Consider the following 13,944-nt stretch of genomic DNA (forward strand, 5'->3'; position numbering starts at 1 on the left):
CCAGAGGAGCCTGAAAACCAGAGGAGCCTGAAAATGAAAAAAAGTAGTTTTGCGTTGATGCTCATATTTACACTTGTTTTTTTAGTCTGTTCAGGATGCATATCTTCCGATGTAATGTCTTCCGAATCCATATCTTCAGATGAAGCTAACGAAAACGTGGGAGAGAGTGCAAGCAGCGAGCCGAATCAGGCAAATATAACGCCTCATGAAAAAGCTTCACCATATCTTTACTGGGAGTATGAGCTTGGAGATGTGACCCCGGAGAATATTCTGGAAGGAAGGTCGGGTGTCCAGGACTGTGTAAGGTATGCCCCGGATGGGAAATATGTGGCTGTAGGGACAGGCTCGAACCTTACAGTTATTGACGTGCCGGAAAAAAAGGTGCTCTGGAAAAAAGCCCTCAAAGGAAACATTTCAGATCTCGCATTCTCAAAAGACGGAAAGTACCTGCTCGCGGGGGAGAGAAGTGCTGAGGGCTACATATATTCCCTGGATACCGGCACAGGCGAGGAGATCCGGACATACAGGACTGCAGATGATCTGGGGACCAACCCCAATCCGAAATACCAGCCCTGCATATACGGGATAACGGCTGCTGATGATGCTGTGTACATTGCGGCAGGCAGATACTGGAAAGATTCCCGATACGGACTTGCTTCAAGGGTATACAGGTTCAGCCCCGAAGGCACTCTTGCCTGGAAACTCCCTGCGGCAGAAAATTACGCCCGGAGTGTTAACTGGATTGATTCAAGCCTGGATGGGAAAAATGTGGTTTTTTCAACAGGGGACTGGACAAATTCCCTTGAAATGGAGGCAGTCGTCTACTCTGTGGATGAAAGCGGAAATCTCCGCTGGAAATACGAAATTCCGCCTTTCATGCCTTATTTTGTTTCTACGGCCATCTGGCACGGACTTGATGTTTCGGATGACGGGTCCAGGGTAACGGCCTATACAGGGGACGGAAGAAAATACCTTTTTTATGACTCTGAGATGAAAAGGCCAGGAGACGGCGAATCAGAGTGGTACTCCGATGAATGGCAGTCCAATGTGACAACTCCGGAGGAGCTTGAAGGAAGTGTCATCTATACTTATGGCGAAAATGCAAAAATTGCTGCCGAAAATGAGGTACTCTACCTTACAGGAGCTACACTTCCTGCCTACTACCCCGATAAAATCCCCATGGCACACCCCCTTGAAAATTCCCTCATATCATGCGATGCAGAAACAGGAGAAGTTTCCTGGGCTTATAGCCTGGGAGGACGCTGTGCAGGGATCTTCTTCTCTCCGGATATGAGGTTCTTTGTCCTGCCAGTCGGAAAAGATACGTCCTCAGGCAATACTCAGGTCCATGGGGTCCATGCCTTTGGGAACCGGAAATCCGGGAATGGGAATTCAAAGCTGCTCTGGACCTTCAATACCGAAGGGGTTGTTGCGGATGCTGCAATTTCTTCGGACTGCACCGTAGCCGCAGTTGAAGTCCCTCTGCAGCTCGAAAATGGGGATGTAACCGGAAAACACAGGTTAATAATTGTCAGGTGAGAAAATGAAATGGAAACTTTTGATAGCCCTGCTTATACTGGCTTTAATGACTGCAGGATGTGCTGAAAAAAACCAGGAGCCCGGCAGCAGCGGATCGGTCCAGGCTTCGGGATCAGGGATACAGGATACGCAGGAAATAAGTAATTCCGAATCCGGGGTACCCATAGACTCGGTAGTTTTCTCAAGGACCGGAGCCCTGCTAACCCTGAAAAATGAGGTGGATATCTCAGAGATAAGGATTTCTTCGGACAACAACCCGGTGGCTTCTCTGGAGATTGAAAAAACCGAAGATCAGGCCTTTGCAGCTTTTGACTGGAACCCTGAAACCCGGTACAGGTTTGAGGTGATAACGGGTTTGGGGACATCCGGTGCTCTGGAGGTCTATGCTCCTGAAAAACCGGCATTGAAAGAGGAGTACACCATAGAGCTTGAGGCTGTAACTCCCGGACCCATCGAAAAAACCTCCACGAATATAAAAGGTGTAACGAAATTCTCTCCTGACAATAGTTATCTTGCCATTGGAACTCATGGAGGTTCTCTGAAACTTATAGAGCTTGCAACAGGTGATAAAGTATGGGAAAAGCAGCTTGTTAAAGGGATATCGGATGCGAGAATCGCGGACATAGAGTTTTCAGAGGACAGCAAGCGCCTTATTGTAGGAGAAGAGAGCCCGGATGCTTTGATCTATTGTTTTGACCTCAATGGCACCGAAATATGGAAATTTGGGGCAAGTGAGGATCTGGGTTCAGACCTCAAGTACATGCCTGCAATGAAAAAGATAAAACTTGATTCGAACGGGAATATTTATGTCGCTGCCAGCAGGGCCTGCGGCTATATAGGTGAGAAATACAAGTACCTCGGAAGGGTTTATTCCTTTGACCCTGAAGGCAACTTGCGCTGGAAATTCCCCGAATCCGAACTCATGGACTCGGGGGTTACATGGATTGATGCCACTCCTGACGGAGAATACGCCGCTTTTGGCACCACCTGTTTTACAAAGGCAGATAAATGGCAAGATGGGACCGTGCATGTCCTGAAAGGAAATACGGGAGAAGAGCACTGGAGCTACAAAATCCCACCAGTTGAACCGTTCTTTGACTATTCTGCAATCTGGTACAGCACACAGATTACTCCTGACGGGGAACAGATAATAACAATGACAAGTGATGGCCGGGCCTTTTTATTCAATAATTCCCGGATCATTGAGACAGGGGTTCCTGAGATTACATGGCAGCAGAACATCTCAACCCCGATAGTCGTAAGTGGAGTCCCCATCTACGGCAGTGCGAATTATGCTTACATCGTCAACGACACCCTGATCTTTTCAATCGGGAGCACTTTCTCCAAAGATAAAAATAAGGATGCTCCTTTTGAACACCCCAGCGGGAACAGCCTCTTTGCCTATGATTATGACGGCAATCTGCTGTGGAAATGGAGACTTGACGGCTATGCAGGGGAATGTGCACGGAATGACCGCTATCTTGTGATCCCCCTTGCCCAGAACCTGGTAACCGAGGACAGAAGCGTTCACGGGGTCTATGTCTTTGACGTCTCAAAAAGCGGAGGTGCAAGTTCCAGGCTCAGCCAGATTTACGGAACCGAAGGAATTACGGTATCTGCTGACATATCTTCTGATGGAAGGTATATCGCAGCCTTAGAAGCCCCTGCAAGGCTTGATGACGGCACAGTGCTCGGAGAATATAGAGTGCATATCCTGACATGAGGAGGAAAAAATGAAAATTGTTTCAGTAACCTGGAATTCATACATTCCTACTCTTCTTGAAGCAGCAGAGGAACAGGGAATAGAGCTCGAGGCTTACTACTCAAAAATCCTGGAAGAAAACCCTGAAGAAGCTGAGAAGGTGCTTTCTGCATGTGAGCAGGCTGATGCCGTCTTTATTTACCATATAGCCAATCCTTTCTGGGAAGAATTCTATGAAAGGCTCGAACCCTTAAAAACAAGGATACCCGTAATCTGTGTGGGAAGCGACCCCTCCAGTTTCACCCTTTCTTCCGTGAAACTTGAGATCGCAGCCACATGTTTTTCTTACATAATATACGGAGGGAAAGAAAACTTTGGAAATATGCTGTGCTACATCTCAAAAGAGGTTTGTGGAACTGAGATTGAAGTAAAACCCCCGGAAAAGATTCCATGGGACGGGCTCTATCACCCGGATGCTAGGGAAATGTTCTCAAGCCTCCGGGAGTACCTGAACTGGTACGGGCCCCTGAAGGACAAAACCGTGGGGCTGCTCATTTCCAGGACTTCCTGGGTAAACAATGACCTTGAGATTGAAAAGACCCTCATAAGAGATTTCGAAACCCTGGGACTTTCTGTTGTTCCCGTTTTTGCTTATTCGTTAAAAGATAAAGAACTTGGAAGCAGGGGCATGAATGAGGTCATTGAAGATTACTTTATGGAAAACGGAAAAACCGTCATAGACGCTCTTGTGAAACTCTCCCCATTTTTCATAATGAGCAATAAAAACAAAGAAGATAAAAGCTCATGTGCAGCAAAAGGCGTCGAACTTTTACAGAACCTTGACGTCCCTGTTTTCCAGCCTGTCATTTCCCACTACATCACATTAGAACAATGGCAGGAGTCACAGGGTTTAAGCACTGAGATCGGATGGGGCGTGGCTCTGCCTGAGTTTGAGGGCGTAATTGAGCCCATTATAATAGGTGCAGGCAAAAAGGAAGGAAATTACATAGGGCGTGCCCCCATCCCGGAGCGCTGCTCAAAACTTGCATCCAGGGTCCTTAAATGGATAACCCTTCGGAAAAAACCGGTTAACCGGAGAAAGGTTGCTTTTATCCTGCACAACAGGCCCTGCACAGGGGTTGAAGGCTCGGTTGGGGATGCTGCAAACCTTGATTCCCTTGAAAGCGTGGCAAGGATATTAAACCGGATGCAGGAAGCAGGCTATGCGGTCAACTCTCCCCTGGACGGCAGGGAACTTATTGAAACTATCCTCAACAGAAAAGCAATTTCCGAGTTTAGATGGACCCCCATAAATGAAATCGTAAAGAACGGAGGGGTTCTGGCTTTTGTGGAAAAAGAAGATTATGAACAATTTTTCAATACCCTGAGCCCGAATGTAAGGCAGAGGATGATCGAGGGATGGGGAAACCCGCCTGGGGAAGAAGGCAACGGCATTCCTGCTGCAATGGTCTATGAAAACAAAATCGTTGTGACCGGGGTACAGTATGGAAATGCTGTTGTCTGTGTGCAGCCAAAGCGAGGATGTGCAGGTGCCAGATGTGATGGAAAAGTCTGCAAGATCCTGCACGACCCTGACGTTCCGCCAACCCATCAGTACCTTGCTACCTACAGGTACCTTGAAAACACCTTTGGAGCTGATGTGCTCGTACATGTAGGGACCCACGGAAACCTTGAGTTCCTGCCCGGAAAAGGGGTGGGGCTTTCAGGAGACTGTTATCCTGATATCGGAATCGGAACTATTCCCCATCTCTACATCTACAATTCTGACAATCCCCCGGAGGGCACCATTGCCAAACGCCGGAGCCTTGCCTACCTTATTGACCATATGCAGACGGTCATGACCTCGGGAGGGCTTTATGGAAGCCTTGAAGAACTTGACAGGCTGCTCGGGGAATACGAACAGGTAAAATATGACAAGGGACGAGCACATGCCTTGAAGCACCTGATCCTTGACGAGATTAAAAAATCAAACCTGGATTCCGAAATAAAAGCTGACCACCAGACTCCTTTTGAGGAAATTATAAGGAAAGCGCATGAAGCTCTCGGAAGGATAAGGAACAGCCAGATCCACAACGGGATGCACATCTTCGGGCAGCTCCCCGAGGGCGAGAAAAAAGTTGAGTTCATAAACTCGATTTTAAGGTACGATGACCAGGAAAGTGCAGGGAACAGGGTTTCGATCCGGAGGCTGATTGCAGGGCTTCTAGGACTTGACCTTGACGAACTGATCTCTGACCAGAGCCTGATTTCAGCAAATGGGAAGTCAAATGGCCAGAGGCTTGAGGAGATTGATTCGTTTTCAAAAGATTTCATCAGGACATTCATAAGTAACCCGGAAAAAGAGCCGACCAGCATAATCAAAGAGATTTTTGCCGGGCAGAATTTTACAGAAACGGGTATTATAGGACAGGATTCCGGAGAACAGAGTTTTACAGAACAGAGTTTTACAGAACAGAGTTTTACAGAACAGAGTATAAACCCCGACTATTCCAGGATCGCTGCTGCAATCTGTGAAAGGATTCTTGACCTTGAGTCCAGAATAGATGCATCTCTGGAGATTGAAGCTCTTTTACATGGTTTTGAAGGAGGGTATATCCCGGCTGGACCTTCGGGCCTGATCATGCGTGGAAGGGATGACGTGCTGCCAACTGGCAGGAATTTTTATTCTCTTGACCCAAAACGGGTCCCGACAAAAGCTGCCTGGAGAGTGGGACAGCAGCTCTCCGGGGTTTTGATTGATAAACACCTCAAAGAGGAGGGCCGTTATCCTGAAAACGTAGCATTTTACTGGATGGCAAACGACATCATGTGGGCTGATGGAGAGGGCATGGCCCAGATAATGAGCCTGCTAGGGGTTGAACCGCTCTGGCTTGGCAATGGGCGCCTTAAGGGGTTCTCTATTATTCCCCTTGAAGAGTTAGGAAGGCCCAGGATTGATGTTACTATCAGGATCTCCGGAATCCTCAGGGACAATTTCCCGAACTGCCTGGAGGTTATAGATGAGGCAATCCAGGCTGTGGCTTCGCTTGATGAACCTGAGGACATGAACTACCCACGAAAACACAGCCACAGGATGATTGAGGAAGGAGCGGATTCCAGAGAAGCTACTTTAAGGATCTTTTCAAGCAAACCCGGGACCTATTCCGCAGGGGTGCAGCTTGCAGTCTATGCGAGTGCCTGGAAGGACGAAAAGGACCTGGCAGACATCTTCCTTTACTGGAACGGATATGCATATGGAAAAGACGTAAAGGGCCAGGAAGCCCACACCCAGCTTGCTTCAAACCTCAAGACGGTTGACGCTACCTTTAACAAAGTAGTCAGTGATGAGTACGACCTCCTTGGCTGCTGCTGTTACTTTGGAGTCCACGGAGGGCTCACGGCTGCCGCCAAACAGGCTTCGGGCAGGGACGTGAAGGTCTATTTTGGGGATACAAGAGAACCGCAGCATGTCGAAGTCCGGGACATGGCCGATGAACTGCGAAGGGTCGTAAGAACCAGGCTTTTAAACCCGAAATGGATCGAAGGGATGAGACAGCACGGGTACAAGGGCGCACAGGACATTTCGAAGAGAGTCGGAAGAGTCTACGGCTGGGAAGCTTCTACTCAGGAAGTGGATGACTGGATCTTTGATGATATCACAAAGGCTTTTGTGCTTGATGAAGAAATGCGCAGGTTCTTTGAAAAGAACAATCCCTACGCTCTTGAGGAAATGTCTCGCAGGCTCCTTGAAGCGCAGTCAAGAGGGCTCTGGAACCCTGACCCGCAGGTGTTTGAAGACCTGAAAAACTCTTACCTTGAGATCGAAAGCTGGATGGAAGAGCTGGCAGGAGAGGGAGAGTTTCAGGGAGGAGCTGTGGACATCATGAGCTTTGAAGATGTCCCTGACTGGGATAAGAAGATGCAGGAAATCCGAAAAATCCTCAAGTGAAAAGGGTTGCGGAATGAAAAACATAGTTTTTTTCTTCCTTGTACTGGTGCTGGCAATACAACCCGCAACAGCCGAGGAATTCAAACCTGAAGATATGACCACATTCATGATTCAGGCCCCACATGGGGTGGAGGGAAGCGGTCTTGCAGTCGGAGGCAGCAACCTTTCTGCATACCTTTTTTTTGAGAGCTATTATGACGGAAATATGAATGTGACAATGGAACTTGATTTACCTGAGGGTTTTGTGCTCCGGGATACTCCTGTCCATTCCTTTTCACTTCAGACCGAGTACGAAGACTGGTACAGGCTCGTTGATTTTTATGTGCCTGCTGACATTTCCCCCGGGACCTATAACATAACTGCAACTGCAGTTGTTGAGGTTGAAGGAAATAAGCATACCATTGTGCGCAGGACCCGGCTTAAGGTTGCTTCGAAAGAGGAAATCGCAGAAGAAATAGCAGTATCCGGACTTACAGTACCATCGGATGAGGACGGATATGGAGACCCGAGTCATCCTGCCAGCACCCTGGTCATCCGGGAAACCTCGCCTGCTCTCAAAAGGCTGCTGAAGGTTACAGACCTCCAGATCAATAGAGAGGAACTCACTTCAACCTACATAGGAGTGGAAATTACCAACAATGGAGACAGTACGGTCCCTGTTATAATTACATATGATGTCCTCGACATTAAGACCGGAGAGCCGGTAAAAGCTTTTAAGCCTGCCATTATGGGAATGAACGCCGATACCCTGTGCTATGCCACTGTAACACTTGCTCCGGGTTCAAGTTCGCTGGTAAGCCTCCCCCTCTATATATCTGAGGATGCGATGGGAGGAGAGTACCTTCTAAGAGTAAAGGTAAAGCTCACAGGCAGCGACTGGGTTGCAGTAACACGGGATCAAAAAATAACTGCAATCTCCAGGAAATGGGGATCCATAATAATTACTCTCGTCTCCTCTTTACTTGGACTGACTGCAGTAAGCCTCTTCTTTTCAAGATCAAAAGAGATAATGGACAGGTTTAAGACCCGTAACCTTGTGCTAATTGCCCTTTTTGGCACTGTTTCTTTTGCAGCCATAAACCTGCCTATGACAATTCTGTGGGAGCTGTCCCATGCAGTATTCGGGCCTTTCAGTTTCCTGTTTACAGGGCTCTTCCACGAGATTCTCCTTTACATGCTCATTGCCTCTCTCGTTGTCCTGATTCCAAAACCCGGAGTTGTAAGCCTTTTTATGATGGTCAGGTTCCTGCTTGGAGGCTTTATAACCGGGAGTTTCACCCCGATTACTTTCATAACATTGTCCCTGAGCGCGGTAGTTCTGGAGGTTCTGATGTATGCTGCAGGGATTACCGGTAAAAACCCGGCCCCGGAAAACAGATTCAGAATGGGGGTTGTCTGCGGAATTGCCGATATGGCCAGCGGGTATGCGTCCTTCAGTGTCTGGATGGTGCTCTACAGGCTGTTCTACAGCGACTGGTATATTATGGCAAACATCCTGATCGACGGCTTCCTCTACACTTTCATTGGAGCCTGGTTTGGAATAAGCCTCGGAAAGAGGCTGAAGAAGGTGGCGGAATAAAGGTGGCGGAATAAAGGTGGCGGGCAGAATAAAGGTGGTACAGTGAGGCAGAATAAGGTGGCACAATGAGGAGAAATAAAGTGGTACAGTGGAGCAGAATAAAGGTGGTACAATGATAGAGATAAAAGACCTGTGGTACACCTATCCCGGAAGAACGGAACCGACATTAAAAGGGGTCAATCTGAAAATAGAGGAGGGGGAATTCGTCCTCCTGACAGGACCTACAGGCTGCGGGAAGAGCACTTTACTAAAAACCCTTAATGGCATAATTCCCCATGAATCCGGAGGAATATTTTCAGGCAGCATCCGGATCAACGGGATAGACACCAGAGATTCAAACCAGATGGAGCTTTCAAGAGGTGTAGGCCTTGTTTTCCAGAACCCCGATGACCAGATATTTTCTACGACCGTTGAGGACGAAGTAGCCTTTGGGCCAGAAAACCTCTGCCTGGAGAGGGAAGAAATTGATAAAAAGATAGAAGAAGCCCTTCGGATGGTAGGGATGTCCGGACACCGCCTGGATTCCACGAATTCGCTTTCGGGGGGGCAGAAACAGAGGATCTGCATTGCAAGCATGCTTGCTATGATGCCTGAAATCCTTGCCATGGATGAGCCTGTAAGCCAGATGGACCCGATGGGCACCCTGGAAGTCCTGAATACTGTGAGAGAACTTAACAGGAAACTGAAGATGACCATTCTGCTGGTTGAGCACCGGCTGCATGATCTTGCATCCTTTGTAGATAGGATTGTCATAATGGATGGCGGAAAAATAATCTTTGACCAGCCCGCTTCAAAAGCTTTTGATAATCTGGCGGTCTTTCACAGGCTGGGACTTCGGGTTCCTGAGCCCGTTGAATTCTGCCACAGACTGGGAATAAGGGCAAGTCCCCTCAGTGTCAGGGAAGCTCTTGCCGTGCTGAACAGGAAAAACTTTAAAGAAAATATGAAAACTCCTCAGCTCTTTCCGGACCCGGGAGAAGATACTGAAGCACAATCAGAAGCGCAATCAGAAGCACGAGCTGGCTCTCCCGAAAATAATGATTCTATAGAAAATAATGGTCCTATAGGAAATAATGACTCTATAATATCTATCCGGGATATGTGGTCCGGATATGAAAAAAACAGGATGGTACTTAAAGGCATAAATCTGGAAATCCGTAAAGGCGAAAGAGTTGCAGTCATGGGTACAAATGGCTCAGGCAAATCAACCCTGCTTTTGAACCTTGCAGCCATGCTCAAACCATACAAAGGAAGTGTAAAGGTCCTCGGAGAGGACACAAAACCCAGAAACCCGTATTCTTTTGCAGGTAGAGTCGGGTTCGTATTCCAGAACCCTGACCTTATGCTCTTCTGTGATTCAGCTGAGGAAGAAGCGAGATTCGGACCTGTTCAGTTAAAGTATAAGAATATCGAGGAAAGGGCAAGGACCTCGCTTGAAGCCATGTCAATTCTAAACCTCAAGCAGGATCTCCCCCAGTCCCTGAGCCGGGGGCAGAGGCTCAGGACAGCCGTTGCCTCGGTACTTTCCATAAATCCTGAAATCATTCTCCTTGATGAACCTACAACAGGGCAGGATAGAGTAAATATAGAACAGATGATGGATTATTTCAAAAATAACCATTCCACCCTGGTTTTCTGTACCCATGATATAGAAATTGCAATGCTCTATGCTACAAGAATCCTTGTGATGAATGAGGGCCGGATTATAGCAGATGGAAAGGGAAGAGAGGTCATAAAGAACATCGAGATCCTCAGGAAAGCCTCCCTTACCCAGCCCCCGGTTGTTGAGATTGCGAACTATCTGGGAGTGGACGCCTTTTCGGTCACGGAACTTGTGGAAATGCTGACCCGTAGAACTTCTGAAGTGATAAATTCTGAAGTGATAAATTCTGAAGTGGTAAATGTTGAAGGGATAAAATGTGAAGTGATAAGATGCTGACCTGTAGAAACCCTGAAGTGATAATATGATAGGTGCCAGATCAATTGCAGAACCAACGATTAAAGACACAATCATTCACAGGATGGACCCACGGGCAAAGATACTGGTTCTGATCTCCACTGCTTTTGTCGCAGTAACCCTGGACAATCCCAAAACCATGTTTTTGTTGTTTCTGATCGTACTTTCGGGATTTGCGCTTGCAAGGATGCCAGCAATAAAGCTCAAAACCCTGACTCTACTACTCGTGCTTTTGATCTGGGGGACTATCTACTCTCAGGCTCTTTTTTATTCCCAGCTTCCAAGGACCGTGATTTTTACCATAATCCAGCCTGATTTTCCGGTTCTGGGCTGGCTGACAAACGGAGGGCTTTTCGTATATGAGGAAGGGCTCCGGCACGGCGCAATTCAGGGCTTAAGGTCGGCTTCAATCCTGTCCCTTGGACTGTTGATGTGCTGGACCACGGACTCAAGGGATATGCTAAACGGGCTTGTGGGGCTCAGGGTCCCTTACAGCGTGGCCTTTATGGTGGTAACAGCAGTCCGGTTCCTGCCAATAATAATCACTGAAGTGGTTACTGTAGTAACAGTCCAGAGACTCAGGGGTTTTAATCCGAAAAGGTTCGGGTCAGGGATCGTAAAAACGTCCCTTAATATACTGACTCCGACTCTCTCAAACTGTGTAAGGAGGACTGGCACCCTTGCAGTTTCAATCCAGAGCCGGGCTTTCCGGGCAAATCCGGACAGGACATACCTCAAAAAACTGAAGTTTTCGGAATTTGATAAGGCAATGGTCACGGTCTGTATTTTTGCTGCCATAAGTATTGTGACCATAAAGCTTCTTTACAATATGTACACAAGTGGAATTTATTATACCTCAGGTTTAAGGCCTGTTTATGCGATTGCAAGGGGATACCTGTGATAGAAATAAAAAAATTATCCAGATCCTTCGGAAACCTGCTTGCTGTTGATAATATCGACCTCGATGTGGGAAACGAGATCTTTGGCCTCCTGGGGCCCAACGGGGCAGGCAAAAGTACGACAGTCATGATGCTTACAACCCTGATAAAACCAAGCAGCGGAACTGCAAAGGTCTGCGGGTATGATGTTGTAAGGGACTCAAAAAAAGTAAGGTCAAAGATAAGCTATGTCCCCCAGGACATGGCAGTGGACCGAAAGCTCACGGGCAGGGAAAATGTGCTGCTTTATGCAAAACTCTATGGGATTCCGAACCGAAACTCAAAAGTTGATGAAGTGCTTGAAATGATGGCCCTTTCGGACCGCGCCGGTGACCTTGTAAAAACATACTCAGGTGGAATGAGAAGGCGCCTGGAACTTGCTCAGGCGCTTGTGCACGAGCCTGAAGTCCTGTTCCTGGACGAACCCACCCTCGGCCTGGATATAAGCGGAAGAAGGAAAATCTGGGAACATATCAGGATGCTAAAAGCCGAAGGGATGACCATATTCATGACCACTCATTACCTTGAAGAGGCAGAAAAGTACTGCAACAGGGTTGCTATTATTGACAAAGGCAGAATAGCAGTTGTTGGCTCTCCTGAAAACCTTGTAAGTTCAATAGGAGAAAATGCATCTCTCAATGACGTTTTCCTCGAAAAAGTCAAAACTCCTGAAGAGCAGGCAGGGTTTAATTCAACCCAGTTTAGAAACCTTCTGAGGCGAAGATAATGAGAGCAGTATTCTACTATTTTGAAAGGGACCTCGTAAAATGGCTCAGAGGAAGGATTACCGTTATTTCTTCACTTATAATGCCTGCAGCCTGGCTGGTATTTGTCGGGCTTGCCCTGCCCACAAAATTTACTGATAACTACCTTGAGTTTATCACCCCTGGAATCCTTGTCATGACTACTCTCTTTTCCTCCCTGCAGGGAGGATCACTTATGATTTTTGATAAAATACTGGGCTTTTTGAATAAGTTCCTCGCCATGCCCTCCCCGCGTGAAAGCCTGCTGTACGGAAAAATCCTCTTTATCAGCGTAAGGGGCCTGCTGCAGGCAACTGTGATCCTCCTGATGGCTACGCTCCTTGGGGTAAGAGTACTGAACCCGATAAATATAGTTCTGATATATCTGACCCTGTTTCTGTTTTCGGTATTTTTCTCTGCGCTCTCAACTATGATAGGTCTATACTTAAATGACCATGACAGCTATGCAGCTGTGAACAGCATGATCAGCATGCCGCTCTTTTTCACAAGCAGTGCGCTTATGCCCTACGAAGTCATGCCTGCCTGGTTGAAGGCACTTGCCAGACTCAATCCTGTCAGCTATGCCATAGACAGCACAAGAATGCTTTTTGAAGGAACGATCCCTGTATACGGAATCCTTGGACTCGCAGCAGGAGCCGGAATCATGGTTCTCCTCGGGACATATCAGTTCCGTAAGGCAGTTGTGTGAAAAACGCACATGAAATTCTTCGAATAACATGCCCAAACAATGAAAGTCCTTTTCACTTACCTTTTTTGGATATTAACTCCATCATTACCTTAGGACAGGAAGGTTGTCTTTTCTTTGGCTCTTCGAAGCCGTCAAAAAACTAACCATTGAATTGCCATCGAAGGCTCAAATGTGACTTTAATCACGGATGCCAAATTGCCTTCGAGGCAATCACACTGCCCATATAAAATATGGGGTAATGTAAATTGGCAGGAGAAATAAACAAATCTTGCGGTTTAGATAGCCACAAACGTTTTTTGATTGCTACTATCCTCAGCAGATCCGGTGAAAAACAACAACAACGTTTCGACAGAGATGAAGATGGAATTTTAAGCCTTAGAGCGTGTATTAAAATTCAAACCATTTCTACAATTGGACAATAGGCAACGTTAATTTCAAATTCATATCGTAAATTTACTACATCGGGCTTACTCGCCTAATGTATAAAAATAGAATACATTAGGCATCATTTTAAAAAATTGCATTTTAGGCATTTAATTATTTAAGGTTACCATTTTTCAGTTCGAATGCGTAAGTCCGGACCCAATTGTAGAATCAAACTTAATTTTAAGACACGCTCTGAGAAGAATAGCTTGCTGTGCTTCGTCTATCCTGCTGAGTAATAAGAAAGTCTTAAAACATTGAGAAAGATAATACTATGTTTTCATACCTCAAACGAATAATATTGGAAATATTTCATTTTACTTAATGGATCTTCGTTTGTAGGAATGAGGAGACATATTTATGGCGAACTTTCACATTAAGTTAAATACTTTGAGATCGCAGGAA

Annotated in this window: 8 protein-coding genes and 1 pseudogene; all 9 read left to right on the forward strand. The window is 46.8% G+C overall.

Translation table 11 applies throughout. The features are described 5' to 3' along the window. Positions 1–33: 33 nt before the first annotated feature. Positions 34–1,539 carry a WD40 repeat domain-containing protein gene (locus tag EO93_RS03375; protein ID WP_048161122.1) on the forward strand — a complete coding sequence of 502 codons (1,506 nt, stop codon included), beginning with the start codon at positions 34–36 and terminating at the stop codon, positions 1,537–1,539. Positions 1,540–1,543: 4 nt separating this feature from the next. Then, positions 1,544–3,262, forward strand: a complete 1,719-nt coding sequence (locus EO93_RS03380; RefSeq protein ID WP_048161123.1) for a WD40 repeat domain-containing protein — start codon at positions 1,544–1,546, stop codon at positions 3,260–3,262. A gap of 10 nt (positions 3,263–3,272) precedes the next feature. Next, on the forward strand, positions 3,273–7,190 hold the full coding sequence (gene cobN / locus EO93_RS03385; RefSeq protein ID WP_048161124.1) for a cobaltochelatase subunit CobN: 3,918 nt from the start codon (positions 3,273–3,275) through the stop codon (positions 7,188–7,190). Positions 7,191–7,203: 13 nt separating this feature from the next. Continuing rightward, a complete protein-coding gene (locus tag EO93_RS03390) occupies positions 7,204–8,769 on the forward strand; it encodes a hypothetical protein (protein WP_048161146.1) in 1,566 nt (521 codons plus the stop codon). A 112-nt stretch (positions 8,770–8,881) separates the two neighbouring features. Then, the gene (locus tag EO93_RS03395) at positions 8,882–10,708 is read left to right on the forward strand and encodes an ABC transporter ATP-binding protein (protein WP_048161125.1); all 1,827 of its coding nucleotides are present in this window, start codon (positions 8,882–8,884) and stop codon (positions 10,706–10,708) included. Positions 10,709–10,733: 25 nt separating this feature from the next. Beyond that, the gene (locus EO93_RS03400; RefSeq protein WP_048134843.1) at positions 10,734–11,627 is read left to right on the forward strand and encodes an energy-coupling factor transporter transmembrane protein EcfT; all 894 of its coding nucleotides are present in this window, start codon (positions 10,734–10,736) and stop codon (positions 11,625–11,627) included. Further along, positions 11,624–12,391, forward strand: coding sequence for an ABC transporter ATP-binding protein (locus EO93_RS03405; RefSeq protein WP_048161126.1), 768 nt, complete (start codon positions 11,624–11,626; stop codon positions 12,389–12,391). The genes EO93_RS03400 and EO93_RS03405 overlap by 4 nt, the downstream gene beginning before the upstream one ends. Next, positions 12,391–13,116, forward strand: a complete 726-nt coding sequence (locus EO93_RS03410) for an ABC transporter permease (protein ID WP_048161127.1) — start codon at positions 12,391–12,393, stop codon at positions 13,114–13,116. The genes EO93_RS03405 and EO93_RS03410 overlap by 1 nt, the downstream gene beginning before the upstream one ends. A gap of 245 nt (positions 13,117–13,361) precedes the next feature. Beyond that, positions 13,362–13,496, forward strand: a pseudogene (locus EO93_RS17210) (IS110 family transposase); the annotation flags it as partial. Between the last annotated feature and the right edge of the window lie 448 nt (positions 13,497–13,944).

Source organism: Methanosarcina sp. 1.H.A.2.2 (genome assembly GCF_000979975.1).
In the GTDB taxonomy this organism is placed as follows: domain Archaea; phylum Halobacteriota; class Methanosarcinia; order Methanosarcinales; family Methanosarcinaceae; genus Methanosarcina.